Origin of the sequence: Streptomyces caeruleatus, assembly GCF_001514235.1 — a bacterium.
Taxonomy (GTDB): Bacteria; Actinomycetota; Actinomycetes; order Streptomycetales; family Streptomycetaceae; genus Streptomyces; species Streptomyces caeruleatus.
Genome location: NZ_KQ948950.1, coordinates 1 through 26,065, shown reverse-complemented (window position 1 = coordinate 26,065; position 26,065 = coordinate 1). Strand labels below are relative to the sequence as shown.

General features: G+C 71.1%; 25 protein-coding genes, 1 tRNA gene, 1 other RNA gene and 2 pseudogenes. 23 read left to right on the top strand and 6 right to left on the bottom strand.

Annotated elements, in window-relative coordinates; genetic code table 11:
* The 4 genes from fxsT to AQJ67_RS43060 form a co-directional block, all read right to left on the bottom strand.
* The coding region (gene fxsT, locus AQJ67_RS43070) for an FxSxx-COOH system tetratricopeptide repeat protein (protein WP_107123141.1) at positions 1-2,296 on the bottom strand (2,296 nt) is incomplete at its 3' end.
* Positions 2,293-2,712 carry a hypothetical protein gene (locus tag AQJ67_RS43065; protein WP_062725450.1) on the bottom strand — a complete coding sequence of 140 codons (420 nt, stop codon included), beginning with the start codon at positions 2,710-2,712 and terminating at the stop codon, positions 2,293-2,295. The genes fxsT and AQJ67_RS43065, both read right to left, overlap by 4 nt.
* Positions 2,713-2,782: 70 nt before the next feature.
* Complete coding sequence (locus tag AQJ67_RS50530; protein ID WP_341846201.1) at positions 2,783-3,199, bottom strand: HAD-IA family hydrolase; 417 nt, start codon at positions 3,197-3,199, stop codon at positions 2,783-2,785.
* A 709-nt stretch (positions 3,200-3,908) separates the two neighbouring features.
* On the bottom strand, positions 3,909-4,130 hold the full coding sequence (locus AQJ67_RS43060) for a hypothetical protein (RefSeq protein WP_062725448.1): 222 nt from the start codon (positions 4,128-4,130) through the stop codon (positions 3,909-3,911).
* Positions 4,131-4,561: 431 nt separating this feature from the next.
* On the opposite strand from AQJ67_RS43060, the pseudogene AQJ67_RS43055 reads away from it, so the two are divergent.
* A pseudogene (locus tag AQJ67_RS43055) lies at positions 4,562-5,039 on the top strand (tyrosine-type recombinase/integrase); the annotation flags it as partial.
* A gap of 286 nt (positions 5,040-5,325) precedes the next feature.
* Here the strand turns inward: AQJ67_RS43055 and AQJ67_RS43050 are convergent.
* Positions 5,326-5,754, bottom strand: a complete 429-nt coding sequence (locus AQJ67_RS43050) for an NUDIX hydrolase (protein ID WP_062725446.1) — start codon at positions 5,752-5,754, stop codon at positions 5,326-5,328.
* A 58-nt stretch (positions 5,755-5,812) separates the two neighbouring features.
* Between AQJ67_RS43050 and AQJ67_RS43045 the strand changes: the two genes are divergently transcribed.
* The 18 genes from AQJ67_RS43045 (at position 5,813) to AQJ67_RS42965 (ending at position 20,053) form a co-directional block, all read left to right on the top strand.
* On the top strand, positions 5,813-6,589 hold the full coding sequence (locus AQJ67_RS43045) for a GntR family transcriptional regulator (protein WP_019887668.1): 777 nt from the start codon (positions 5,813-5,815) through the stop codon (positions 6,587-6,589).
* Positions 6,590-7,177: 588 nt separating this feature from the next.
* Complete coding sequence (locus AQJ67_RS43040; protein WP_062725444.1) at positions 7,178-7,471, top strand: hypothetical protein; 294 nt, start codon at positions 7,178-7,180, stop codon at positions 7,469-7,471.
* Positions 7,468-7,797, top strand: coding sequence for a hypothetical protein (locus AQJ67_RS43035; RefSeq protein WP_062725442.1), 330 nt, complete (start codon positions 7,468-7,470; stop codon positions 7,795-7,797). The genes AQJ67_RS43040 and AQJ67_RS43035 overlap by 4 nt, the downstream gene beginning before the upstream one ends.
* Positions 7,794-8,741 (top strand): hypothetical protein, encoded by a 948-nt coding sequence (locus tag AQJ67_RS43030; protein ID WP_244190798.1) that lies wholly within the window; start codon positions 7,794-7,796, stop codon positions 8,739-8,741. The genes AQJ67_RS43035 and AQJ67_RS43030 overlap by 4 nt, the downstream gene beginning before the upstream one ends.
* Complete coding sequence (locus AQJ67_RS43025; RefSeq protein ID WP_062725440.1) at positions 8,741-9,124, top strand: RRQRL motif-containing zinc-binding protein; 384 nt, start codon at positions 8,741-8,743, stop codon at positions 9,122-9,124. The genes AQJ67_RS43030 and AQJ67_RS43025 overlap by 1 nt, the downstream gene beginning before the upstream one ends.
* A 41-nt stretch (positions 9,125-9,165) precedes the next feature.
* Positions 9,166-10,221, top strand: a complete 1,056-nt coding sequence (locus tag AQJ67_RS43020; protein WP_062725438.1) for a hypothetical protein — start codon at positions 9,166-9,168, stop codon at positions 10,219-10,221.
* A gap of 216 nt (positions 10,222-10,437) precedes the next feature.
* Complete coding sequence (locus AQJ67_RS43015; RefSeq protein ID WP_062725436.1) at positions 10,438-10,935, top strand: hypothetical protein; 498 nt, start codon at positions 10,438-10,440, stop codon at positions 10,933-10,935.
* Between the two features lie 19 nt (positions 10,936-10,954).
* Entirely contained in the window at positions 10,955-11,515 is a 561-nt protein-coding gene (traA, locus tag AQJ67_RS43010; RefSeq protein ID WP_062725434.1) for a plasmid transfer protein TraA, read from the top strand.
* A gap of 11 nt (positions 11,516-11,526) precedes the next feature.
* A complete protein-coding gene (traB, locus tag AQJ67_RS43005) occupies positions 11,527-13,590 on the top strand; it encodes a plasmid transfer protein TraB (RefSeq protein WP_062725431.1) in 2,064 nt (687 codons plus the stop codon).
* A 170-nt stretch (positions 13,591-13,760) separates the two neighbouring features.
* Positions 13,761-14,216, top strand: coding sequence for a hypothetical protein (locus tag AQJ67_RS43000; protein ID WP_062725429.1), 456 nt, complete (start codon positions 13,761-13,763; stop codon positions 14,214-14,216).
* A gap of 12 nt (positions 14,217-14,228) precedes the next feature.
* On the top strand, positions 14,229-15,023 hold the full coding sequence (locus AQJ67_RS42995; RefSeq protein ID WP_062725427.1) for a deazapurine DNA modification protein DpdA family protein: 795 nt from the start codon (positions 14,229-14,231) through the stop codon (positions 15,021-15,023).
* Between the two features lie 12 nt (positions 15,024-15,035).
* Positions 15,036-15,206 (top strand): hypothetical protein, encoded by a 171-nt coding sequence (locus tag AQJ67_RS48495; RefSeq protein WP_167366258.1) that lies wholly within the window; start codon positions 15,036-15,038, stop codon positions 15,204-15,206.
* 4 nt (positions 15,207-15,210) lie between these two features.
* The gene (gene ssb, locus AQJ67_RS42990) at positions 15,211-15,663 is read left to right on the top strand and encodes a single-stranded DNA-binding protein (RefSeq protein WP_062725425.1); all 453 of its coding nucleotides are present in this window, start codon (positions 15,211-15,213) and stop codon (positions 15,661-15,663) included.
* Positions 15,664-15,752: 89 nt separating this feature from the next.
* Complete coding sequence (locus tag AQJ67_RS42985) at positions 15,753-16,682, top strand: bifunctional DNA primase/polymerase (RefSeq protein ID WP_062725423.1); 930 nt, start codon at positions 15,753-15,755, stop codon at positions 16,680-16,682.
* A 176-nt stretch (positions 16,683-16,858) separates the two neighbouring features.
* Complete coding sequence (locus AQJ67_RS42980; RefSeq protein ID WP_062725421.1) at positions 16,859-17,041, top strand: hypothetical protein; 183 nt, start codon at positions 16,859-16,861, stop codon at positions 17,039-17,041.
* Positions 17,038-18,288 (top strand): DUF3631 domain-containing protein, encoded by a 1,251-nt coding sequence (locus tag AQJ67_RS42975; protein ID WP_062725418.1) that lies wholly within the window; start codon positions 17,038-17,040, stop codon positions 18,286-18,288. Before AQJ67_RS42980 ends, AQJ67_RS42975 begins: the two co-directional genes overlap by 4 nt.
* A 174-nt stretch (positions 18,289-18,462) precedes the next feature.
* Positions 18,463-18,681 (top strand): excisionase family DNA-binding protein, encoded by a 219-nt coding sequence (locus AQJ67_RS42970; protein WP_019887642.1) that lies wholly within the window; start codon positions 18,463-18,465, stop codon positions 18,679-18,681.
* Positions 18,682-18,766: 85 nt separating this feature from the next.
* Positions 18,767-20,053, top strand: a complete 1,287-nt coding sequence (locus tag AQJ67_RS42965) for a tyrosine-type recombinase/integrase (protein ID WP_062725416.1) — start codon at positions 18,767-18,769, stop codon at positions 20,051-20,053.
* Between the two features lie 65 nt (positions 20,054-20,118).
* Here the strand turns inward: AQJ67_RS42965 and AQJ67_RS42960 are convergent.
* Positions 20,119-20,203: transfer RNA gene (locus tag AQJ67_RS42960), tRNA-Ser, on the bottom strand.
* A 72-nt stretch (positions 20,204-20,275) separates the two neighbouring features.
* On the opposite strand from AQJ67_RS42960, the gene ffs reads away from it, so the two are divergent.
* The 4 genes and pseudogenes from ffs to AQJ67_RS42940 form a co-directional block, all read left to right on the top strand.
* Positions 20,276-20,374: signal recognition particle sRNA small type (ffs, locus tag AQJ67_RS42955), an RNA gene on the top strand.
* Between the two features lie 45 nt (positions 20,375-20,419).
* Positions 20,420-22,780 carry a DNA polymerase III subunit gamma and tau gene (locus AQJ67_RS42950; RefSeq protein ID WP_062725414.1) on the top strand — a complete coding sequence of 787 codons (2,361 nt, stop codon included), beginning with the start codon at positions 20,420-20,422 and terminating at the stop codon, positions 22,778-22,780.
* A 115-nt stretch (positions 22,781-22,895) separates the two neighbouring features.
* The gene (gene purD / locus AQJ67_RS42945; RefSeq protein ID WP_062725411.1) at positions 22,896-24,149 is read left to right on the top strand and encodes a phosphoribosylamine--glycine ligase; all 1,254 of its coding nucleotides are present in this window, start codon (positions 22,896-22,898) and stop codon (positions 24,147-24,149) included.
* Between the two features lie 466 nt (positions 24,150-24,615).
* Positions 24,616-26,065, top strand: a pseudogene (locus AQJ67_RS42940) (hypothetical protein); the annotation flags it as partial.

Here is a 26,065-nt window from a genome sequence, read left to right as displayed (position 1 = left end):
CCTCGTGCAGCGGGATGGCCCGCTCCAGATCCCCCACCACCCGGTAGGCGAAGGCGAGGTTGCTGCGGCTCGCGAGGGTGTCGGGGTGGGTGTCGCCGAGTATTTGCTCGCGTTGGGCGAGGGTGGTCTCGGACAGTTGGACGGCCCGGCTCAGATCTCCGGCCGCCTGATAGGCGAGCGCGAGGCTGCTGCGGCTCGCGAGGGTGTCGAGGTGGGTGTCGCCGAGTACGCGCTCGCGTTGGGCGAGGGTGGTCTCGGACAGCTGGACGGCCCGGCTCAGATCTCCGGCCGCCTGATAGGCGAGCGCGAGGTTGCTGCGGCTGGTCAGGGTGTCGGGGTGGGTGTCGCCGAGGACCTGCTCCCGCTGGGCGAGAGTGGCCTTGTACAGACGGATGGCCAGCTCCAGGTTCCCCGCCAGGTGATAGGCCCAGGCGAGGTGGTTGCGGCTGTTCAGGGTGTCGGGGTGGGTGTCCCCGAGGACTTGCTCACGTTGGGCGAGGGCCGCCTCGTGCAGCGGGATGGCCCGGCCCAGATCTCCGGCCGCCTGATAGGCGAGCGCGAGGCTGCTGCGGCTGTTCAGGGTGTCGGGGTGGGTGTCGCCGAGGACCTGCTCGCACTGGGCGAGGGTCGCCTCGTTCAGCGGGATGGCCCGCCCCAGGTCCCCCGCCGCACTGTAGACAAGCGCGAGATTGCTCCGGCTCCGCAAGGTGTCCGGGTGGGTGTCGCCGAGCACCCGCTCACGTTGGGCGAGAGTCGTCTCGCACAGCGGGATGGCCCGTTCCAGGTCCCCCGCCATGTCGTAGGCGGCGGCGAGGTCGCTCCGGCTGACGAGGGTGTCGGGGTGGGTCTCGCCGAGCGCACGCTCCCGCTGGGCGAGCGTCGCCCTGTACAGCGGGACCGTACGGGCGGAGTGGCCCTGTTCGTGCATGCGCTCGGCGGCGGCCTCGTACCAGTCGGCGAGCGGGTCGTCACGGGGCCCCGGCGGGGTGGACGCGGCGAGGGCGATCAGATGCGGGATGAGCGCGTCCCACTGGGCTTCGGAGGCGCTGTCCTGGCCGGGCGGCGGGGTGAGGGCGTGGATGACGGCCTGCTCGGCCAGCCCGCGTCCTCCCTGGTCGTGGTCCGCGGGGCGGGACAGGGAGGTACGCAGGACGGCCTGGACGAGGCGGTGGACGCTGACGTTCTGCCGGTCCGCGCTGTAGGAGATCATGTTGTACGAATGCAGCACGCCCAGGGCCTCGCCGAGCGTGCGCATGTCGCCGCACAGCGGGGCGAGCAGGGTGCGGGGGATACGGTCGGGTGCCAGCCAGGCCATCGCGGTGAGCAGGTTCACCGCCTGGGGGTTGCGGCGTTCGATGGCGGTCAGGGTGTGGCGCCAGATGCGGGCGATGGTGCGTTCGGGGTCGATCCCCGCTGTGGCGGTGTCCATGACCTGGCTGAGCAGGGTTCGGTACTCGGCCATCGACGTACCGGTCTCGAAGAGATAGGCGCCCGCCTGTTCCAGGGCCAGCGGCAGATGGCCGAGGTCGGCGGCGAGAGCGCCGGCCGTCTCGCGCTGGTGCGCGGTGGGAGTCTGCCCCTCTCCGAGAGCGAGGGTGCACAGCAGACGCACGGCCGCATCGGCGTCGAGCAGGCCCAGGGGCATGGTGGGGGCGACGGCGTGCCAGCCGGTCGCGGTGCGGCTGGTGGCCAGGTGGTGGCCGTCCGGCAGGGCACCGAGGTAGCGGCGCAGGTCGTTCGGGTGCTCGACGTTGTCGAAGACGAGCAGCCAGCCGGGGTGCCACTGCAACCACAGGATGGCCCACGCCGCCCGCTCCTGGAGGTCCGCGGCGGCCGCCCACTGCGGGCACAGCCGCACCGCGAGGGAGGCCAGACCGGAGACGATCTGTTCGGCGGTCGCCGCGTTGAGCCACCACACCAGGGTGTAGGCGTGCCGGTGGGTGTGCGCGTAGTGCAGGGCGAGCGTGCTCTTGCCGATCCCGCCCAGCCCATGGATCGCCCGCGTCCCCGGTGCCTGGGTGACGGCGGCCTCCCCCTCGTCGGCCAGGAGCCGGCGCAACGCGGCGAGTTCGCCCTCCCGCCCGACGAAGACGCCGGACGCGGACCCCGGAAGGTTCCCGGCGCCCGGCGGCGCCTCCACCTCTCTGGCCCACCGCACCGCCTCGGCCGGCAGCATCACCACCTGGGCCCCGTCGCCGGTGATCGCCACACCGACGCCGCCACCCACCGCCACGGACTGCGGCCCCGTCGCCTGCGGCCCGCCACCGCTCGCGGGCCGCACCATGCCGTCCGTCATGGCCTGATCGTCGCGTTGTCCCCGGTGACGGCCGTACCTATGCTCTGCGCGGCGATGGACCGCCGACCCGAAGCCGTCACCTTCACCGTCTCACCGGCCGCGGGCAGCATCCGGGCCAGCTCGGCCGGCAACTCGACGTCGTCGCGCAGAGCCCGCTTGACCTGCTGACGCACAGCGGCAGCCGCGTCGGCGTCGTCCGGCGCCGCGTGGGCATCCCGCACCGCGGCCGCCAACGCCTCCCGCCCCCGCTCGTCCTGACGAAGCCACACCGCCTGAAGCATCCGCCGCCCCGGACCGGCCGTGGCATCCACGCCCGCGCCCTCCCCCCGCGCGAACACCGCCACCCCGTACGCGCTCACCGCAGTGGCGAGATACGGCCCCGCCTGCTCCACCAACTGCCCGATGTCAGCACTCACTTGCCCCCCCCGACCCGCGCTCCCGGAACCACCCAGCGTAGCCAGAGCAGGGGGCAGGCCGGGCGTTCTCTCAAGGAACCGACGACACGAAGCAGTCCCGGTTGACAAAGCATGCGAGCGAGTCAGGGTGCCGACGGTCACGGGCAGCGTTGCTCATCGGGCCGGGAGCCACGCGTCGAGGACGGCTGTGAGTCCGTCCGTCCTGCCCGGTGAAGACGTGTCCGCTCATGCCGTTGGCCCGCGCGGCGCGGACGTTCTCCTCGCGGTCGTCGACGAAGAGGAAGTCGGCGGGGGCGGCACGCAGGCCGACGGCGCAGTGGCGGAACGCCTCCGGGTCCGGCTTGGCCGACAGTCGTACGGATCGTCGACCTGCCGGCCGGAGCCGAGTTCGCGAGGAGAGGGGACTGAGGGCCGGCCGCCGCCGGGCCGAGTGCGGCACCGGAGGGCGGGCCGCGCGAAGTCCCACTCTCCGGGTTGACGCCGGCATGGGGCGGAACGATGGCGGCCGTCGATGCGCTGGACAAAGGCCAGGACAACGAGCAGGACGATGAGAGCCAGTCTCGCCATGGCGAGTTGATCAGCTCTGTGGTTCAGGGCCCGCGGAAGCGCGCCCCATCAGATGAGGACAACGTCGAAGGGCCCCACCGCGAACGGTGGGGCCCTTCGACATCGTGCCCGGTGAGGCACTGGCGGAGGATACGAGATTCGAACTCGTGAGGGGTTGCCCCCAACACGCTTTCCAACTGTGGTGGTGGGGTGGTGGGCGTCGTTCGGGGCCATTCACCTGGGTTCATGGGCGGATGACCACTGGCGTGGGGACGGCTCCGGGGCTCGCCTGAACGGCCGTGAACGGCGCTGAATGAGACGGAAACTGAGACGGCCGCGTTCCTCCGCAGCACCGGAGACGGCCCGTGGCGGGCTGCCGAAGTCACCGTCATTCGTGGAGCTAAGCCGCCTTGGGGCGCGCCGCACGCATGCCTGAGGCGGGCTCCTGCGCATCGTCGAGTAGGAAGATCTCGTCTTCCCTGAAGTCTGGGGCCTGGAAGGGGTTCGTCGTCGGAGGCGGCGATGCTGCAGTGGAGCAGCGGGGTTGCTCTTCCAGAGCGGAGAACAGCGACGTTGGCTCGATGAGAGATCTCTCTTCCGTTACAGGCCCCTGATGGGGCCTGGCGTGCCGTGACCCGGGCACAGTGGTCCTACAGCTTGGTCATCTTGGCGTACGGGCTCAAGATCCGCATTTGCGCCGAGCCGAAATCCACCAGCGCCGCGATTCCGTCCTCGACGCCGATTACCCGGCCGAGACCGTACACGTCATGTGTGACCTGGTCGCCCGTGGCGAAGTGCTTGGGAGTCGGTGTGACCGGGGCCTTGAAGGGGCTGGTAGGCAAGTGACGCTTCAGTGCAGCAGGCTTTGTCATGACTCAGTATGAGCCTACGTCTATCCCGCTCGCTGTGGCCGTCGGCACAGATCCGGACGAGAGTAACCGCGTCATGCCACTGACCTGCGGTTTCGAGACCTGGTGAGGCGAAACTCGGCCGTATGCTCCTTCGCTGACCGTGGCTGAGCTCTGCAGCTGGCACGGTTGGGGCACGAACCTCAGCCGACGACAGTCAGCCACGATGGTGAGTGCGCCGACCGATCAGGCGGGCGGGCGCTCCAGCCACGCCCACCGGCTGCGGTCAGCTACCGGCTCGCGTCGTCGACCAGAGCAAGCCGCGGCGGCCGGCCCGCGAAAGCAACTCAGAGGGTGCCTGACCCGCAAGGCTCTCAGCTTGGGAAGCTGAGGGCGTGGGGCTTGCTCCGGACCTGACCTGCGGCGGAGGCACACAGACGCCTGGTGGGCGGGAAGACGTCGACCTGGACGCGGGATAAGTCCGCATCCGCAAGAACCGTCTGCGCCCGAAGTACGCCCACGGCTGTGGTGCCGATCCGTGCGGGCGGAAGGCTGGCTGCGGAAGGTTGGCTGCGGAAGGCTGGCTATCGCCCTCAGCGACAGCAGACCCGCGGCGAGCACAAGTCCACGAAGTCCCGCGCGGGCCGTCGAACCATCGGCCTGTCCGATCCGCTGATCAAGATTCTCCGCCAGCACCAGGAGACACAGGAACGGGAACGGATCGCAGCCGGTGCCGACTGGGAGGGCAAGGGATACGTCTTCGCCTCCCCAACCGGTGGCCCCCTGAGCCCGAACACCGACTTCCACATCTGGAAGCGACTGCTGCGGGACGCGGGCGTACGAGGCGGCCGTCTCCATGACGCTCGCCACACCGCCGCGACCGTGCTCCTGATCCTCGGCGTCCCGGACGTCGTGATCGACTCGATCATGGGTGCCAACTGAGACGAAAGCTGGGCCCGGACAACGTCGAAGGGCCCCACCGCGAACGGTGGGGCCCTTCGACATCGTGCCCGGTGAGGCACTGGCGGAGGATACGAGATTCGAACTCGTGAGGGGTTGCCCCCAACACGCTTTCCAACTGTCCGCGCGGCCGTACGGGGCCGTTCACGGGGGGTCGCGCGGCAGGTCAGACGGGGTGCGCGTACGCCAGTGAACGGGGGTGGCCGTCCGCGCACTGGACAAAGAACAGGACAACGAGCGGCAAGCCGTGCAGCGTGGCTCAGGCGGATTCGAGCAGGTGGCGTCCGTCATGGGCGCGCACGTGGGGCGTGACCGTGGAGCCCAAGGCGTCCAGCACGCGCACGGCGTAGACCTCACCCATCCACTTCTCGACTTCATCGGGAGTCAGCCACTCCACGGCCGTCGACTCATTCGACGTGCGCTCCACACCGTCGACCGGCCGGCACCGGAAGACGAGAGCCACGATGCCCCGGCTCATGTTCTTGTAGACGCCGGTCAGGCGCTCGACTGAGACGCGGATGCCCGTCTCTTCCAGCACCTCCCGCACCGCGCCGTCCTCGGGGCGTTCGTCCAGTTCCAGGACTCCCCCAGGGGGCTCCCACGTGCCGTTGTCCGCGCGTCGGATCGCGAGCACGCGGCCGTCATCGCGCACAACCACGCCAGCGACCGAGACCGAGTGAAGCGGCATTGACGCACCCTCCGGGTAGCGTTGCTTATGTACAGGAGCTTAGGAGGAACAGTAGGACATGCCCACGTCTTCCAGAGACTCGGGAAAACCAAAGTACCTACAGATCGCTGACGACCTGGTCCAGCAGATCAAGGAGAAGATCCTTGCCCCGGGGGATCAGGTACCCAGCGAATCTGACCTCATGAAGAAGTACGCCGCTTCTCAGGGCACGGTTCGCAAGGCGTTCGCCGAACTGCGGGCCACGGGGCTCATCGAGACGCGTCACGGCAAGGGGTCGTACGTGAAGCGGCGGCCCCCTGTGCGCCGGAAGTCCTCGGACCGGTTCCGCCGATCGCATCGCACTGCGGGCAAGGCTGCGTACCTGGCTGAGGCGGAGCAAGCGGGCAGTACGCCCAGCGTGAGCGTCCTGTACGTCGGGCCGGTCGACGCTCCGGAAGAGATCGCGGAGAGGCTGTCGGTTCCGGTCGGGGCAAAGGTGCTGGCGCGGCGCCGTCTCTACTTCAGTGATGGCACTCCGACCGAGGAAGCCACGTCCTACCTCCCGTGGGACATCGCGAAGGACATCCCGGAACTGTTCGAGGAGAACCCTGGTGGTGGCGGCATCTACGCCCGGCTGGAAGAGCACGGGCACAGGCTGCGGGAGCTCTCAGAGACCGTTCGCGTCCGTCTGGCCACCAAACAGGAGGTCGCTGCCCTGAGCCTGAGCCCCGGCTCGCCCATCATCCACCTGACCCGGAACGCGGAATCTGAGGCGGGCCGGGTGGTCGAGGTCTGCGACACCTTCATGGCCGCTGACCAGTTCGTTTTGGAGTACCGGATCCCTGCCGGCGACTGAACAACCCGACTCCTGAGCTCCGGCCCGTCGCAGCAATTTCGCGCGGCGGGTTGACTCATGTACATGAGTTGGGCACTCTCTTACATGTCACTCCTACACATGAGTGCAGGAGTGCAGGAGTCCGCCATGTGCGGCTCCTGGCGACAACTCCACAGCGTGATCCGCCACAGATACGACGGCCGTGACGACTCCGGCCGAGGTGAGCGGAGACCAGTCGGTCATCTCCCGTCAGGGACACGTGCCGACTCAAAAGAACGGATCTGCCCAAGGGCACGCACGCCGCGCGAAGAGACCGAGATGCGATTCCTCGGAGGAGCGGGACTGAGGCACAGATCCATATCGCGTAGGACGGGCCGTCACCTCCCGCAAAAGGTGTCCAGCGCGGCTCAGGCCCGCGCATCTCCTGACCTTGACCGTTCCGCCGCACTTGGTGCGGCGGCCGGTTGCCTCCCCTGCCCGTCCGGCCCCGTGGCTGTACGGGCAGGGCGTGGGGAGCCGGATCTACCGACTTCAACGGCCGCGGCTCCGGTGCTGACACACCGGAGCCGCTGTTCTTTGGGCCGTTTCCGCTTGAGAGGAGCACGCCCTATGAAGTACATCGTTGCCGGTCATCAGGCCGTCACCGACGCGGAGTTCGCGGAACTGGCGCTCGGCACCCCGGTTGAGCTGTGGCTCGGGGTCGAGGGCGAGAGCGACGAGGAGCGCGCGGCCCGTCTGGACGCGGCCCATGACATTCTCGCCGACCCCGAGTTCCGGGAGCTCCCGGACGACTTGATCCGCCTGGCCGCGCGGGTGGTCGCGGACCACCCGGACCTGTTCAACGTGGTCCCGCTGGCCCGCCCCGCCCGCCGCCGTCCGGTCCGCCGGGGGGTTGCGGCATGAGCGAGCGTCTGACGCTGGACGGTCTCTCCGTGCCGCTGCGGGCGTTGCGCCTGCTGGCTGTTGACTTCGGTCACCTGCCCGCACCGGAAATCGACGTCTCGACCATCTACCCGGACCGGCTGGTACTGAGGTTCCACGGCGGTCTGGCCGACTTCGAGACGTGGCGGAATGCGCTGGGCATCGCCCCTGACGACGTGGTGTATCGCGAGCAGAGTGACGGCCGTACGCGCGTGCTGAAGACGTCCATCGACTACGCGGGCGCCGTGCTGGAACTGACCGGCTACGGTGACGTACCGGCCCCGGCCCCGGTGGGGAGGGCCGCATGAACGCGTCACCGGCGCCCCGCCTGCGGGTGCTGTCGCTGGGCGCCGGGGTGCAGTCCACCACGCTGCTGATACTGGCCGCGGAGGGCCGGTTGCCAAAGTGGGACGCCGCGATCTTCTCGGACACCGGCTGGGAACCGCGCAAGGTGTACGCCCACCTTGACCGCCTGGAACGCGAAGTTGCCCAGCCTGCCGGCATCCCGGTGTACCGGGTTCGGGTGGAGGGCGGCAATGCCCAGCGCGTGAGCGGCAACCTGCGTGCGGACTCGCTGAATCCCGGCTCGTTCGTCCGCATGCCGGTGTTCGTCCGGGACCGCTCCGGCACCCGGGCCGCGATGGTGCGGCGCCAGTGCACGGAGGAATACAAGGTCAAGCCCATCAAGGCCAAGGTCCGCTCCATGCTGGGCTATCCGCACCCCAAGCCGGTCCCGGCGGGGGTGTTCGTCGAGCAGGCCATCGGCATCAGCCGCGATGAGTTCGAGCGGGCCAAGGACGCGTCCGTGCGCTACCTGCACAACGTCTTCCCCCTGCTCGACTTGGACGGCGCCGCGGACGGCCGGTCCGGCTGGACGCGCAATGACTGCCTGCGCTACCTGCGCTCGCACGGCTGGGGAGAGACTCCCAAGAGCGCCTGCATCGGGTGCCCGTTCCACGGCAACCGGCAGTGGCGCGAGCTGCGCGACCACCACCCCGAGGAGTGGGCGGACGCGGTCGACTTCGACCACCAGATGCGCCAAACGCAGCTTCGGGGCATCAAGGAAGCGCCGTACCTGCACCGCAGCTTGTTGCCGCTCGATCAGGCCCCCATCGACCGCATCACCCGCAACGAGTGGAACGACCGGCAGGGCGACCTGTTCGACGCCATCGCCGACCAAGAAGCCGAGGACGGCGCCGCGCTGGGTTGCTCGCCGTGGTCTTGCCGCGGCAGCGACCCGGAGGCCGCCTGATGTCCGCCGCGTGGGGCAAGTGCTACGACCCGACCGGCGCCCGCTACGGCGTCCCCACCTACCCCTGGCGCCTGGCCCCGGACGGCCTGGCCACCCGCCGCCAGCTCCGCACGAGGGGCTTACGGCCCGGTGGCCAGCCGATCGCGGCACAGGTCATGCGCGTCAACCGCAGGGCCGGGGGCGTGCGGGTCAGCTACCTCTACCGCATCGACCGCGCCAAGCCGGTCCGCCCGATGACCTCCCGCAAGTGGGGCGCGCTGGCGCTGGCGATGCTCGCCCGGTGCACCTGCCCGCAGTGCGGGATCACCTACAGCTACTGCCTGCCGACGTCGCTCGGCATGTGCCTGCTGTGCGCCTTCCCCGACGACCAGAAAGCCGCCTGACCGGCCTGGACGGGCGGCAACCTCCCGATAAGGAGAGAGCAGTGAAGCATCCCCCGGAACGGTCCCTGAGCAGGGGCCAGGCATGGATCCTCGGTGCCGCCGCGGTGCCCATGGTCGCGTTCGGCGGCTTGGGTGCGGTCGGCACCTACAGCAACATCACATCGGTGTTCCACCGGTCGGCCACCGCGCTCGGTGTGGTCGCCGCGGGTGAGGGCGCCACGCTGGTGCTCGCACTGGTCCTGGTGGGCCTGACCATGCTGGGGCAGTCGGCCCCGGCGGCCGTGCGGGTCGGGCTGTGGACGCTGCCCGCGGTGGCCTCCCTGACCGGTGCTGCGGTCGCCAAGTCCGTGACGGAGGCGGTGGTGTTCGCCGTCACCCCGATGGCCATGTGCGTGTCCGCGGAGGGCATGGGCCTGCTGGCCCGCCGCATCGTGGTCTACCGCACCGGCGTGGACGCCGAAGCCCAGCGCCGCAATGCGGCCGTCATGCAGCGCCTCGCCTACCACAGGGCACGCGCCGCGAACCATCCCGACGAGAAGGCGCGCAAGGGCTCGGAGCTGGAGTCGTGGAAGCTTGCCAAGAAGGTCGGTACGGGTGACGCCCTGCTCGGGGCGCACCTGGTCGACGTCCAGCGCGAGCGGATGACGGCCGGCGCAGACGCCGCGCTTGCGGGCATGTTCGCCCTGCCCGTCACGGCCCCCGCCCCCGGCGTGACGGCCGCCCCCGAGCCGCCCGCGATCGAGGGCGCGGACGAGGAGGGCGTCACACCCCCCGTGACGGAGGAAGACACGCAGGTCACGGCCGCATTCGAGACCGTTCCGCCAGAGCCCGTCACGCCCGTGACGCCGCCCGCGGAACTGCCCGTGACGCTCGAAGAGATCGCGGCCGTCGCGGGCGTGCCCGCGCCGGTGGTGGGGGAGCCGCTGACGGACGTACAGCTTGTCGTCGTCCTGCGGCACCTGCGCTACTCGGACGATCCGCCGCTGTCCTACCGCCAGGCCGTGGCCGCGTTCCGCGAGTCGGGGTTCGTCGGCGGGGAACAGCGCGTGCGCCGTGCGTGGGGATCGCTGATGTCCCACGAGGAATCCGAAGCCTGACCGCACGTCCGGCACGACGCAATGAAGGCCAGCCCAGGGAAAGTGGGCTGGCCTTCGTCGCGACTGCCGGAAGCAGTCGACCGCACCAGTGAAGCAGACCCGGTGAGCCCCGGCGAGCGGCACCCTCGCAGACCCGGCGCGCAGACCCGGTGAGCTGACATTTCGCGCACCGCACAGCACCCCCCAACCACCCCTCCGACCAAGGAGCTTGTCGCTGTGTCCAGCCGTACCCGTGCCCGCGGCATGAAGGCCGCGAGCGTCCACACGATCAACATCCCGCGCCAGCGCGGACGCCGCGGAGCGCAGCCGTTCGTGGTCGTCGTCCCCGAACGGCCGTCCCTGACCCGCGAAGCGCTCGGCTTCCTGGGGCGCTCACTGTGGAGCTCCCGCCGCGCGCTCGCACCGACCGGCTTTGCCCTGCTGGCGCTCATCGTGACCGCACTCCTGCACGTGCTGGGCTGGTGGTCCGGCCTGGCGCTCGCGCCTCTGGCCGCGGCCCCGGTGCTGTGGCTCGGCATCATCCAGCGCCGTCGGCCCGCGCACGGTTCCGCGCTGGCCTGGCGTATCGGCCTGGCCGCGCTCTCCACGCTCGCGGGCGGGTGGGCGGCGCTGGCCGCGGGGTTCGGCCCGCTGGCTGGCCCCCTGGAGCTGGTCTGGCTGCTCGGCTTGATCGCCGCGCAGACCGCGTGGCTCATCGTCCGCCGCACGCACTGACCTCAAGGGAGACTGCCTGATGGCTCAGACCACCAACGGCCAGCGTCGGCGCACGCCGACGAACAACACCAACGGCGCGGCCAACAAGCCGAACAAGTTCGCCAACGCGGGCGCCGCCGCGGGCGGGTTCGTCGGCGCGATGGGCGGCTCGTTCGTCCCGCCGATCAACGTCACCGTCAACAACAACAAGAGCGTGGCCCGCGCCAGCGGGGGCCGTCCGCACGCCGATGCCCTGTTGCCCTCCCCGGAGTTCACCTCCCCGGCGCAGGTGCGGAACTACTGCAACACCCTGCGGGCGGCCGGTGTGGCGCTGTCCATCGAGGTGGCCATGGCTGCCGAGATCCTCAAGGGCGTGCTGGCGGCCGTGCCCGACCCGGAGGGCCGCGCGTTCGGCTCCCGCATTCGGGCGCAGAAAGTGGCCCGCAAGATGCAGAAGTCCGCGGACGCGCTGCGGGACGCGGCGAAGAACGCTGCGGCCTGCTATTCCGCCTTCCAGCAGCAGTACGAGGAAGAGATCAACCGCGTCCGTCACCGTGCCCGCAAGCCGCAGCAGCCGGTCATGAACTGGGCTCAGCAGTAAGGAGGTCGACCATGGCTCACAAGTGGACTGACCAGGACGGCCGGACCTACCCGCTCGCCGTCCCCGCCGTCACGAACGAGGGTACGGGCGGCACCGTCCGGGCGTACCTGTTGAACCGGGCCAAGCCGCACCTCCCGCCGTGGCTGGGCTGGGCAGGTACCGGCGTGGCTGGCGCCCTGGGCCACTGGCACTGGGGAGAGAGCGCGGCGGCCGGCGTGGGCCTGACCCTCGCGTCCGTGGCTCTGACTGGCGCCACGTGGCTCATGGGCAAGTCCACAAGCCAGCAGCGCCGCATCCATTCGGCCGTCACCGTGGCGGCCGGATCAGCGTGGCTGACGGCCGCCTGCCTGGCCGGACCGACCGCCGGGCCGGTCGACGACCTGTACCTGATGGGCGGGCCCGTCGTGGCGCTGTCGTGGAACGTGCGCATGGCCCTGCGCCACAACCCCGAGGGCGCCGCCGGCGGCAGCGCGGACGGCGGTCTGCTGGAGAAGGTGGGGCTGGCGCGGGCGCAGATCGGTGCCGCGAAGGTAGAGCCCAACCGGGTCACCGCGCCGCTCGCGCTGGAGCCGGGCGAGCAGACCAACGACGACGTCACCAAGGCCCTGGCGCGGATCGCGTCCGCGCTGGACCTGCCGAAGTCCGCCGTGCGCTACTCGCCCGACCCGGACTCCGAACGGCGCGGGGACCTGGTCATCGTGCCGGAGGACATGCTGTCCGAGGTGGTGGAGTGGGAGGGCCCGTCGAACCTGGGCGGCTCGATCGCCGACCCGCTCAACCTGGGCCGCTACGACGACGGCGCCGATCTGCTGGTCTGGCTGCCCGGGGATCCGGACGCGGGCCGCAACTCCACGCACCTGCTGATCGCGGGCGGCACGGGTTCCGGCAAGGGCGACACCGCGCTGAACGTGCTGACGGAAATCCTGTCTCGTACGGACGTGGTTGTGTGGTTCTCGGACCCCAAGGCGTTCCAGGACTTCGCTCCCCTCCGGGCCGGTCTGGACTGGGGAGTTGAGGGCGGCACGCCCACGGAGGTGATGGTGGCGGGTGTCGAGGCCGCCATCCCCGCCCGAACGCGCTGGCTGGGTGCCCACGGCTACCGCCAGTGGGTCCCCGAGGCGGCACAGACACAGAACGACCCGGCGCACTCCTGCCGGAGCGACGGCCGGGCGTGCGGCTGTGCGGGCATGCCGTTCCTGGTCGCCTGGTTCGAGGAAGCCGCCAACACTCTGCGCGCGCTGGGCGATGACGCGTTCACCGGGATCGCGCAGGAGGCTCGCTCCGCGGGCATCTCGCTGGTGGTGTCGCTTCAGCGTCCGTCGTACGACCAGATGTCCACCTCCACCCGCGCATCCTTGCCGTCCGTGATCGCACTTGGCTGTGACCCGCGCGACGAGGGGTTCTCGCTGCCGGAGACGGTCATCGACGCGGGCGCCCACCCCGGGGCGTGGGGCAACCGGCGCCCCGGCTACTGCTACGTCGTATCGCCGGGGATCGACGAGTCCCGCTACCCGTCCCCGGGCCGCACGCGGCGCTTCACCATCCGGGCCGTGCCCGTCATGGAACGGCTCGCCGCGTGGGCGCAGCACAACGGCGCGGTCGCCGACCCTGTCACCGCCGGCGCGGTCTCGGGGGTCGCCGGTCGCGCCTATACCGGCCGCACCGCCGACGACAACGCAGGGCAGCCGGTCGCACTGCGGGCCGTCCGTAGCGAGGAGGACGAGGACATGGACCACGGCGGACTGCTGGTCGACCCCGAGGACATCGACATTGACCCCGAGGCCGAGTTGCCCGACCCGCAGGAGGGCGACGACGCCCCGATCTTCGGGCAGGAGACGGGTCACAAGCCGTCGCCGGAGGAGGCACGGCGGCTGTTCGCCGCGGCGCTCGCGGAGTTCGAAGCCGACGGCCACATGATCGTGGGCCCGAAGGACTTCACCGACTGGTGCGACCGGCACAGCCTGTCTCGCTCCTGGGTGTCCTTGCGGCTGAAGGAAGCCGCCCAGGAGGGCCGGTTGGACGCCACCAACGCCACCGGCCGGTGGCGCATCGTCCCCGCCCTCACGGCCGCCTGACACCCGTAACGCGTTACGCCTGCCTAACACCCAAACCCCTAGGCAGGCGCATGCGTTACGCGCCCTAACAGCGGCCGTTCACACCGCCTAACACCTGCTCGTAACACCTTCCCGCGGGCCCGCGCACACCTTTCGTGCGCGGGCCCGCAGCCTTCCCGAAGGGAGCTCCCGTGACCCACCTCGAACGGCCCGCGGCCGTCGAAGTCCACCAGCCCATACCCATCACCGCGCACGCGCCCACGGCCGCCGTCGTGCCGGTCCAGCCGGGCCCGCCGCCAGCCGTGCAGAGCGTCGTACTGCCCGACGGCCGCGTCGTCACCGGCTACACCCTCACACCCGCACCCGCCCCGGCGCCGGTCGACACACGTCCGGCCGTCTCCCGGACGGCGGTGAACATCGCCCTCGGAGGCATCGGGTTCGCGGCGGTGTGCGGCGGCCTGGTCCTGCTCACCTCGTTCATCGCCGCCCTGACCGCATTCATCACCCAACTCATCACCCTCGCCGCGGTCATCTTCGGCGGCTGGATCGCCGTGCAGATCTTCGGCGCGACCGGCCACCACCACCGCGGCGGGACCACGGTCAACATCCGCAAGGCCGTCATCAAGCGCAGCCACTTCCACGGCTGAAGGGGGTACCGCTTGCGCTTCTACCTGACCACCCACAAACGCCACTGGGTCCGGCTGACCGACGTGCCGCTGTTCCTGAAGTCCGAGCACTTCGCCAACGCGGTCAAGCTGGATCCGGCGCGCGGCCCCTACGCGGTGGACTCCGGCGGGTTCACGGAGCTCCAGCGCCACGGCCGCTGGACACGTTCGCCACGCCAGTACGTCGATGACCTGCGCCGCATCTGGGAATGCGTCGGCCCCTACGACTGGGCCGCCCCTCAGGACTGGATGTGCGAAGACCTCATCATCCACGGCGGCACGGCCGGACCGCTCACCTTCGCCGGAACCCACCTGAGCGTGCCGGAGCACATCCGCCGCACCGTCGCCAATTTCCTCGAACTGCGCTCCCTCGCCCCCGACCTCCGGATAGCTCCGGTCCTTCAGGGGCGCACCGTCGCCGACTACGAGCGGTGCGCGGAGCTGTACGAGCGGGCCGGAGTCGACCTGACCCGTGAACCCACGGTCGGGCTCGGCTCTGTTTGCCGCCTGCAGTCCACCCGCGAAGGCGCCGCGATCGTGACCGCCATGGCCGCGCGCGGGCTGCGCCTGCACGGCTTCGGTTTCAAGATTCTCGGCCTGGAACGAGTCGGCCACCTGCTCGCCTCCGCCGACAGCGCGGCCTGGAGCTACCACGCCCGCAAGCGGCCCCCGCTGCCCGGCCACACGCACAAGAACTGCGCCAACTGCCTGGAATACGCCCTGCGCTGGCGCACCCGCGTCCAGGCCGCCCTACCGGCCTGGCAACAGCCCCTGCTCACCGCCGCCTGACCAAGGAGTTCCGTGTTCGAGATCCGCGTGATCTGCGCGCCGGACGACGCCGACCGCGTCAGCCGGGCCCTGGCCGCCGCGTTCGACACCGGCCCCCCGCGCCAGTACCCCACCCGCGACGGCAAGCGCACCCGCCTCTACTTCACCGCCGACCACTGCCCCACCACATCCGAAAGCGAGTGATCACATGTCGTTCGGAGAGACCCCGATCACCATCATCGGCAACCTGACCGCCGACCCGGAGCTGAAGTTCACCGCCTCCGGCCAGGCTCTGGCCAAGTTCACCGTCGCCTCCACGCCGCGCGTGTTCGACCGCGAGTCGAACCAGTGGAAGGACGGTACGTCCACGTTCTTCCGCTGCGCCGCCTGGCGCGCGCTGGCCGAACACGTCGCGGAGTCCCTGGGCAAGGGCTCGCGGGTGGTGCTGTCCGGGCGGATCCGTCAGCACGACTGGCAGACCACGGAGGGCGAGAACCGCTCGATGCTCGCCGTCGAGGTCGACGAGATCGGCGCGTCCCTGCGCTTCACCACCGTCACGATCAACGGCAAGCGCACAAGCGGCAACGGCGCCGCCCCGTCCGGTGACCCGTGGAACACCGGCAGCAACCGCCCTGAGCCGGGCAACGAGCCGCCGTTCTAGCACCGCCCGGGGCGACCGCCCCATCTCGCCAAAGACACGCGGTCGCCCCGGTTTCCAGCACCACTTCAGAGAACTGGAGACCACCCAGCATGACGCATGACGCACGCTCCGCGCTGCTGTCCGCAGCGCTGCAAGCCGCCGCCTACGGGTGGCACGTCCACCCGCTGCGCCCCGGCGGCAAGGGCTCCGCCCTGCACGGAGAACGCTCCTGCCCCCACACGGGCGAGTGCGCCGCCGGACACGTGAAGTGGGAACAACGCGCCACCACCGACCCCGACCGCATCCACGCCGCATGGGGCGCGGGCCCGTTCAACGTCGGCATCGCCACCGGCCCCTCCGGCCTGGTCGTCGTCGACCTGGACATGCCCAAGGACAAGAACGGGAAGGGCAGTTCGGACGCGCCTAGCGGCGCGACGACCTTTTCGGCGCTCTGCGAGCGCGCCGGACGGCCCTGGCCCGCCACCTACACGGTGCGGACGCCCTCAGGCGGCATGCACCTGTACTTCACCGCCCCGCCCTGCACGGTGCTCCACAACACGGCCGGCACGGTGGCCCCGTTGGTGGACACCCGAGCGTGGGGCGGGAACGTCGTGGCCGCGGGCAGCATCACCCCGCAGGGCGCCTACGAGGTAGCCGACAACGCCCCCGTGGCTGGCCTGCCCGCCTGGCTCCTGCACGTCCTCCAGACCCCGCCCGCGCGTACGGCAGCACCCGCCCCGCTCCTGATCCCCGGGCAGGCCACCCGCCGCGCGAGCGTGGCACTGGAGCGTGAGACGGCCACCGTCAGCAACACGCCCGAGGCGGGAGGCCCACAGGGCGGCCGGAACAACCAGCTGATGGTGAGCGCCCGCGCCCTGGGACGGTTCGTCGCCTGGGGCGAGATCGCCCGGGACGTGGTGGAGCAGGCTTTTCAGGCCGCCGGCGAGACGGCCGGACTCGCCCCGGGCGAGTGCCGGGCCACCATCCGCAGCGCCCTGGACTGGTCCATCCGCACCGCCCGACCGAGGGAGGCCGTGTGAGTCCTCGCCGCGGCGCTGAAAAGCCTGCGTACCCCGAACCGGGCCGACCGCGCCTGTCTGCTCCCGACCCCGACAACGGCCGTGGCACGAAGGACGACGGCCGACAGGCCGTCCTTTCAGCCCTTCCCCCCGACCAGGACTCCAGCGCCCCACCTCGTGGTGACGGGCGCTTCCCCGTGGCCTGGCTCCACATCCGCGCACCCCGCGGCGCCACCCCCACCGCCACCTCCAAGTGCCTGTGCGGCAGGGACCGCAGCGCCATCGGCCACCGCAAGGTGCACGCCCTGATCACCGACCACGAAGCCCACCGCGACCTCTGCCCGCTCCGCACCACCCAGGAAGGGAGGAACGCCGCATGACCAGCACCAAGGCGCCCACGTCGTCCATCGACGGCGCGGCCCTGCTCGATGAGGTCGAAGCGTTCCACCGGCGCTTCAACGTCTTCCCCACCGAATCCGCCTACGTGGCGGTTGCTCTGTGGGACGCCCACGCCCACCTCATCGACGCGTTCGACGGCACGGCCCGCCTGGCGTTTCTCTCGCCGGAGCCCGGGTCGGGCAAGTCCCGCGCGTTGGAGATCGTGGAGACCCTCACCCCGAACGCCGCGATCACCGTCAACGCTTCCGCCAACGCCCTGTTCCGGCTGGTCGAAGCCACCGACGGTCTACCCACGCTGCTCTTCGACGAGATCGACACCGTGTTCGGCCCGAAGGCCGGCGACAACGAACCCGTCCGAGGGTTCCTCAACTCCGGCTACCGCCGCGGTGGCAGTTCACTGCGCTGCGTCGGGGACGGCTCCAACCAGAGCGCCGGATGGTTCTCGTCCTACTGCGCCGTGGCCATGGCCGGACTCGGCTCCCTGCCGGACACGATCCTGACCCGCTCCGTCATCATCCGCATGCGCAAGCGCGCCCCGAACGAGAAGGTCTCCCCCTACCGGCGCCGCACCCACGAGAAGGAAGGCCACGCCCTGCGTGACCGGCTCGCGAAGTGGGCCGACACCGTCCGGGATGCCGTCGCCGAAGCCTGGCCCGAGATGCCCGAGGGCGTCACCGACCGCCCCGCCGACGTGTGGGAACCCCTGCTCGCGGTCGCCGACGCGGCTGGCGGGCACTGGCCCGAGCGCGCCCGCGCCGCCTGCCTGGAACTGGTCCGCGCCGCCCACGAGGGCGACGATTCCTCACTCGGCATCCGCCTGTTGACCGACCTGCGCGACAAGGTGTTCTGCGGAGCTGACCGCATGCCCACCGCGGTCATCCTCGAATGCCTGCTGAGCTTGGACGACAGCCCCTGGGTGGATCTGGACGACAAGCCCCTGAACGCCCGGACCCTGGCCCGGATGCTCAGCGCGTACGTCACACCGGCCAACAAGCCGATCAAGCCCCGTACCTTCCGCACCGCGTCGGGAACGCCCAAGGGCTACTACGCGGAAGACCTGGCGGACGCGTGGCTGCGGTACTGCCCGCCTCCCCCCGAGGAATCCGCAACATCCGCAACAGCCGCAACACCGCAGGTCAGCGGGGGCGAGTCTGTTGCGGACAGCCCGGACGGCATCCGCAACACGACAGCGGAAACCGCCACACTCCCGCTCCCCGTCGCTGGCTGATCAGCGCGGATTCCAAGGCGCCGCCACACCCAGGTGTGGCGGCGCTATCCGCAACATCACTGCCATCCGCAACAAATCCGAGCCTCTGACCAGGCGTGTTGCGGTGTTGCGGCTGTTGCGGATCCCCGGAAGGGGCTTAACCGCACCGTCGTAAGACGAAGGAGAGTCCTCCGCATGGACACGGCCCACGTCGCCGAGGTCATAGACACCACCCTCGTTCTGCTGACCGTCGAAGAGGCCGCCCGCCGACTCCGGATCGGCCGCACCGTCTGCTACCGGCTCATCCGCTCCGGAGAGCTGGAGTCCATCACCGTCGGCACCCTCCGCAGGGTCCCCGCCGACGCACCCGCCGCATACGTCGCTCGCCGACGCGCGGCTCAACGAGCCGCTTGACCGCGCCCGAGACGGCGGGCCTCCCCAACGGGACAGCCCGCCGTCTCGGTCTCCGTCTCGACAGTGAGGAAGCAGGAGCCTGCCTGTGGCAGAGAAGAAGAAGGGCACCCGCCGCGCCAACGGCGAAACCGCGATCTACTTCGGGGCTGACGGCCGTTGGCACGCCCGTGTGCCGATGGGTTACAAGGACAACGGAGAGCCGTACCGTCGACACATCACGCGCCCGACGCGTGACGAACTGGTGGAAGAAGTCAAGCGGCTTGAGAAGCAGCGCGACGCGGGTTCGGCGCGTCAGCCCGGCAAGCCGTGGACGGTTGAGAAGTGGCTTCAGCACTGGGTTGAGAACATCGCCAAGCCGACCGTCAGCGAGAACACCTACGACGGCTACGAGGTCGCCGTTCGCGTCCACCTCGTGCCTGGTGTTGGCAAGCACCGCCTTGACCGCTTGCAGCCCGAACACCTGGAGAGCTTGTATCGCCGCATGCAGGCGAACGGGGAGCGCAAGGCCGGTACGGCTCACCAAGCCCACCGCACCGCCCGAACCGCGCTGGGGGAGGCGGTACGGCGCGGCTACGCGGCGAAGAACGCCGCCGCGCTGGCGAAGCCGCCACGGATGGAAGAGGACGAATCGGAGGTTGAGCCCTACTCCGTGGAAGAGGTTCAGCGCCTACTGCTCGAAGCCAACAAGCGCCGGAACAGCGCCCGTTGGATGCTGGCGCTGGCGCTCGGACTGCGGCAGGGCGAGACGCTCGGACTGCGCTGGTCTGACGTCGACCTGGATAACGAGTACCTCAAGCTGCGCAGGAACCGTCTGCGGCCCAGGTACGCCCACGGGTGCCCGGAAGCCTCACCATGCGGCCGGGCGAAGGCGGGGTACTGCCCGGACAAGGTGCAGGTCCGGCGCGAGACCAAGAACACCAAGTCGCGCGCCGGCCGCCGCGCCGTGCCTCTGCCGGGCCCGCTGGTCGCCATGCTCCGAGCACACGCCGTGACGCAGGAGCGCGAGCGCAAGGAGGCCGGCGACCTGTGGACCGAGTCGGACTACGTGTTCACCAAGCTGCTGGGTGGCCCCCTGAGCCCGAACACGGACTACCACGACTGGAAGCGTCTGCTGGAAGACGCGAAGGTTCGGGACGGTCGCCTGCACGACGCCCGGCACACGGCCGCCACCGTGCTCATGCTGCTCGGTGTCCCGGCCCGCGTCATCGATCAGATCATGGGGTGGGAGCCGGGCACCTCCGCGAGCATGCGGGCGCGGTACCTCCATGTGCCGGACGCCATGCTCAAGGACGTGGCCAAGAAGATCGCCGATGCCATTTGGGGACCCCCGGAAACACCCCCTGTGGACAAAAACCAGGACAACGGCGGCTGAGGACAACGACGAAGGGTCCCACTGATGATCAGCGGGACCCTTCATATCGCCTGTTCAGGCGGCTGCGGAGGATACGAGATTCGAACTCGTGAGGGGTTGCCCCCAACACGCTTTCCAAGCGTGCGCCCTAGGCCTCTAGGCGAATCCTCCGCCGCAAACAATACAAGACGTTGAGGAGTGCTCGCGAACTCGTTCCCGCCCCCCGCCATCGGGTACTGTTTGGGCAGCCCCTCACGCGGCGCTATCTGACTGAACTCCCCCAGGGCCGGAAGGCAGCAAGGGTAGGTCGGCTCTGGCGGGTGCGTGGGGGGCGCTTGCGTTCCCGGGCGGGGTGGGTTGTCAGTGGGCGCCTATAACCTCGTATGCGTGTCGTCTCTCGCGCTGTACCGCCGCTATCGCCCGGAGTCGTTCGCCGAGGTCATCGGGCAGGAGCATGTCACCGACCCGTTGCAGCAGGCGCTGCGCAACAACCGGGTCAATCACGCGTACCTGTTCAGCGGGCCGCGCGGATGCGGCAAGACGACCAGCGCGCGGATCCTGGCCAGGTGCCTGAACTGCGAGCAGGGGCCCACGCCGACCCCGTGCGGGGAGTGCCAGTCCTGCCGTGACCTGGCGCGGAACGGCCCTGGCTCCATCGACGTCATCGAGATCGACGCCGCGTCTCACGGTGGTGTGGACGACGCCCGTGAGCTGCGCGAGAAGGCCTTCTTCGGGCCCGCCAGCAGCCGGTACAAGATCTACATCATCGACGAGGCCCACATGGTCACGTCGGCCGGCTTCAACGCGCTGCTGAAGGTCGTCGAGGAGCCGCCGGAGCATCTGAAGTTCATCTTCGCGACCACCGAGCCGGAGAAGGTCATCGGGACGATCCGGTCGCGGACCCATCACTATCCGTTCCGGCTCGTGCCGCCCGGCACCCTGCGGGAATACCTCGGTGAGGTGTGCGGCAAGGAGAAGATCCCCGTCGAGGACGGCGTGCTGCCCCTCGTCGTGCGGGCCGGCCAGGGCTCCGTGCGTGACTCCATGTCCGTCATGGACCAGCTGCTCGCCGGAGCGCGGGAGGAGGGTGTGACGTATGCCATGGCCACCTCCCTGCTCGGGTACACCGACGGCTCGCTCCTCGACTCCGTCGTGGAGGCCTTCGCGACCGGTGACGGGGCCGCCGCCTTCGAGGTCGTGGACCGTGTCATCGAGGGGGGCAACGATCCGCGGCGGTTCGTCGCCGACCTGCTGGAGCGGCTGCGCGACCTCGTCATCCTCGCCGCCGTACCCGACGCCGTCGAGAAGGGGCTCCTCGACGCCCCGGCCGACGTCCTGGAGCGTATGCAGGCCCAGGCCGGCACCTTCGGCGCCGCGGAGCTCAGCCGCGCCGCCGACCTGGTCAACGAGGGGCTGACCGAGATGCGGGGCGCCAACTCGCCCCGGCTCCAGCTGGAGCTGATCTGCGCGCGCGTGATGCTTCCCGCGGCGTACGGGGACGAGCGTTCCGTGATGGCCCGGCTCGATCGGCTGGAGCGGGGCGTCAACTTCTCGGCGGGGGCGGCCCCGGCCGCGGGCGGCGGTGGCATGCCCGCGATGGGGTACGTGCCGGGCCCGGACGCCCACGCGGGAGCGCCCGCCGCCCAGGTTCCGCCGGGTGGCGGTCCAGCGGCGGCGCGGGCTGCCGTACGGGCTTCGGGTGGGCCTGGGCAGACGCCGACGCCGCCCGCCACCGGTCCCGGGGCGGCTGCCGGTACGGCCCCGGTGGGGCAGCCCCCCACCGCACCTCCGGCGCCCGCGACACCCGCCGAGCCGCCTCAGCCCCCACCCCAGCCTGAGCCCCAGCCCCAGCCCCAGGCCCAGCCCCAGCCACAGCCCGCTCAGGCTCCGCCGACCCCTGCGCCCGCGCCCACACCCACGCCCGCCCCGGGCGCCTGGCCCACCGCAGCCTCCGCGGGCGGCGGCCGACGTCCCGGCGGCTGGCCCACGGCAGCTCCCGCGGGCGGCGGCACCCAACCCCCCGCCCCGTCGAGCGGCACCCCCACGCCCCCGCCCCCGACCGCGACGCCCCCGTCCGCTCCCCCCACCGGCACCGCCCCCGCCTACGCACCCCCCAGCGGCGGCGTCGACCCCCGCATGCTCTGGCCGAACATCCTCGAGGCGGTCAAGAACCGTCGCCGCTTCACCTGGATCCTGCTCAGCCAGAATGCCCAGGTGGCCGGCTTCGACGGCACCACCCTCCAACTCGGCTTCGTGAACGCCGGCGCGCGTGACAACTTCGCGAGCAGCGGCAGCGAGGACGTACTGCGGCAGGCGCTGGCCGAGCAGTTCAGCGTCCAGTGGAAGATCGAGGCGGTCGTCGACCCGTCGGGCGGCGGTGGCGGTTCGGCTCCGCCGCCACCGGGCGGAGGCTCATCCGGCTTCGGCGGCGGAGGCGGCGCCGGCGGCGGTTACGGCAGTGGCGGCACCACCGGCTACGGCGGTGGCGGTACGTCCGCCCAGCGCCCGGCCCCTCCCCAGTCGACGCCCTCGGCACCCGCCCCATCTCCGTCGGCCCCCGCGCCGTCCGCCGCCCCCGCCCCGGCGTCCCGGCCCTCCTCCGCCCCGGAGCCGCCGCCCCCGGTGTCCATCGAGGACGACATCCCGGAGGACGACGACCCCGACCTCAACGAGTCGGCGCTGTCCGGCTACGAGCTGATCGTGCGGGAGCTGGGGGCGACGGTGGTGGAGGAGTTCACGAACGAGTAGCGGGAGGAACGGGAGCAGCGGGAGCAGCGGGAGCCCCGTGACTTGGAGGAACGTACAGGTCATCAAGGCCCGGCCCCTCATCACCCCGTACGAAAACCCCGTTAGGCTGACCCCCGTGAAGGTCCTCGTCATCGGTAGCGGCGCCCGCGAACACGCCCTGTGCCGCTCCCTGTCCCTCGACCCCGACGTCACGGCGCTGCACTGCGCCCCCGGCAACGCCGGCATCGCCGAGGTCGCCGAGTTGCACCAGGTCGACGCCCTGGACGGCGCGGCCGTCACCGCGCTCGCCCAACGGCTCGGCGCCGACCTCGTGGTCGTAGGGCCGGAGGCGCCCCTCGTCGCCGGGGTCGCCGACGCCGTGCGTGCGGCGGGCATCCCGGTCTTCGGCCCCTCCGGGGAGGCCGCGCAGATCGAGGGCTCCAAGGCGTTCGCCAAGGACGTGATGGCGGCGGCCGGCGTCCCGACGGCCCGCTCCTACGTCTGTACGACACCCGCCGAGGTCGACGAGGCCCTGGACGCCTTCGGCGCCCCGTACGTCGTCAAGGACGACGGCCTCGCCGCCGGCAAGGGCGTCGTCGTGACCGCTGACCTCGACGCGGCCAGGGAGCACGCCAACTCCTGTGAGCGCGTCGTCATCGAGGAGTTCCTCGACGGCCCCGAGGTCTCCCTCTTCGCCATCACCGACGGCGAGACGGTCCTCCCGCTCCAGCCCGCCCAGGACTTCAAGCGGGCGCTCGACGGGGACGAGGGCCCGAACACCGGCGGCATGGGCGCGTACTCCCCGCTCCCGTGGGCCGACCCGAAGCTCGTCGAGGAGGTCATGGAGACGGTCCTCCAGCCGACCGTCGACGAGATGCGCCGCCGCGGCACCCCGTTCTCGGGGCTGCTGTACGCCGGTCTCGCGATCACCTCGCGGGGCGTACGGGTCATCGAGTTCAACGCCCGCTTCGGCGACCCCGAGACCCAGGTCGTCCTGGCCCGCCTGAAGACCCCGCTGGCCGGTGTCCTGCTCGCCGCGGCCAAGGGTGACCTCGCCGACCTGGAGCGTCTGCGCTGGAGGGACGACGCCGCGGTCACCGTGGTCGTCGCCTCCCACAACTACCCGGGCACGCCGCGCACCGGCGACCCCATCACCGGCCTCGACGAGGTGGCCGCCGAGGACGCCCCGCACGCGTACGTCCTGCACGCCGGTACCCGGCAGGACGGTGACGCGGTCGTCAGCGCCGGCGGCCGTGTCCTGTCCGTCACGGCGACCGGCAAGGACCTCACTCAGGCCCGCGACCGCGCGTACCAGGCCGTCGCCCGCGTCAAGCTCGACGGTTCCCAGCACCGTACGGACATCGCGGCGAAGGCGGCGGAAGGCGCGTAACCGGCCGGAGTGCCGAGGGCGTCGGCCCCGGATAAACCGGCCCCGGACAAGCCGGCCCCGAACAAACCGGCCCCGGACAAGCCGGCCCCGAACAAACCGGCCCCGGACAAGCCGGCCCCGAACAAACCGGCCCCGAACAAACCGGCCCCGGATAAACCCCGAAGGCCCCGAATCCGTCTCAGGATTCGGGGCCTGACGCATGCCGGGACCGGGTCCCCGAAACCCGCCCGGATCAAGGGCCTGATCCTCGCTGTCCGTCATCCACCTTTCCCCAAAGCCATTCCATCGAGTGACCGATGCCCCATCCGGCTGACGTGGGCCGAAGCCCCAACTAGGGTGCGGCGCAAGCGTTCCGGCACTTGGCCCACCGGCATTGCGATGTCAGTGGTGGGTGCCACAGTGGGGGAGTGAGCAAAGCCAGGACAGTTCGGACAGCCAGGGCAGCGCGGAGGGGGTGAGGTCCGGCGTGACCGGTATGGGTGTGGAGGTCGGTGCGCAGGCAGCGCGTGCCCGGGCCATGGCCGTGCTGCGGGTCCGCAGCCGCGCGCTGGCCGTCGCGGTGCTGCCCGCGGCGTTCGCCGTGGTGCTGCTCGCCGGCCCCTCCACCGGCCACCTCGTCGGCCCGGGCTGGCATGCCGCGCGATGGGTCGTCACCCCCGTCGCCGTCCTCGTCCTGCTGGCCGCCGCCGCCATCGCCCTGGTCGTCGCCCGTGCCCAGCCCGCCGTCAGCCCCACGGTCCCGATCGGTGAGGAGCAGGCGCCGGACCTGTACCGGATGGTGCGCGACCTCGCCGACCGCCTCGACGTCCCCGCCCCGTCCGCGATAGCCCTCACCCCGGACTGCGACAGCTGGCTGGAGGACCGCACCCACCGGTCCCACGTCCCGCCCGCGGCCGAGGGCGGCATGGAGGACGGGCTCAACGGCCTGCACGGCGGCAGCAGAGGCGGCGCCCATCGCCGTACGCCCGACGCGCCTGTCCTCGTCATCGGCTCGCCGTTCCTGTGGTGGATGCGCGTGGGAGAGCTGCGCGCCGTCCTCGCCCCGGTCGTCGCCGGTACGGGACCGTCGGCGCACCTGGACATAGCCCAGGCCCGGCGCTTCGTCCGGGGTCTGGACGCCGCCGTAGCCGTCGCCTCGACGCGCGGCCGCTGTCCGGGGTCGCGGGCGGTGTGCGCGGGCATCGGCTGGGTCGCCCGACTGCTGCTGCGCAGCTGCCGGGACCACGCGGCCGAGATGGAACGGGGGGTGGCCTCGGCGGCCGCCGAGCGTGCACAGGCTGTGGATTACGGACTGCGGATCGTCGCCCAGGAACAGGTCGGGCTGGCGTACGCCGGCTGGGACCGGCTGCTGACGCGGGTCGCGCTGCCCGCCTGGCGGATGGGCCGCTGGCCGTCCCGGCTGGACGCGGGTGTCGTCGCCGCGCTCACCGAACTGTCCCGGCGGGACCGTCTGGCCGAGGGCTTCGCCTCCCGACTGGGCGAGCGCCCCGCCTGTGACCTGCTCGAAGAGCCCGGCGCGATCGACGAGGCCGCCTCGCTCCTGGCCGCCCGCCTCTTCCACGGTGGCCCCGCCGAACCCGGCCCTGACTGGTCCCCGGTGGACTGGCAGGAGTACCCGGAAGAGGTCGTCGACCGCAAATGGCGCACCGACGCGGCCCGCCTCCACCGAGTCCTCGACACCCTCGGCGTCCGCCCCACCACCGAAGGCACGCCCCGACACGCCGACGGCCCCACCCTCTCCCGCGTCCTGGACCACCTGACAACCCCACCGGACACCCCACCCACCTGGCCCCCCGGCGACCAGACCGCCCCCCACCCGGGCCCCGAGGGGACCCCCGAGGCACAGCCCCACCACAGCCCCGCCCCAGCCGCCGGCCCCGACGGGGCCCCCGAGACGCACGCCCTTCAGAGCCCGG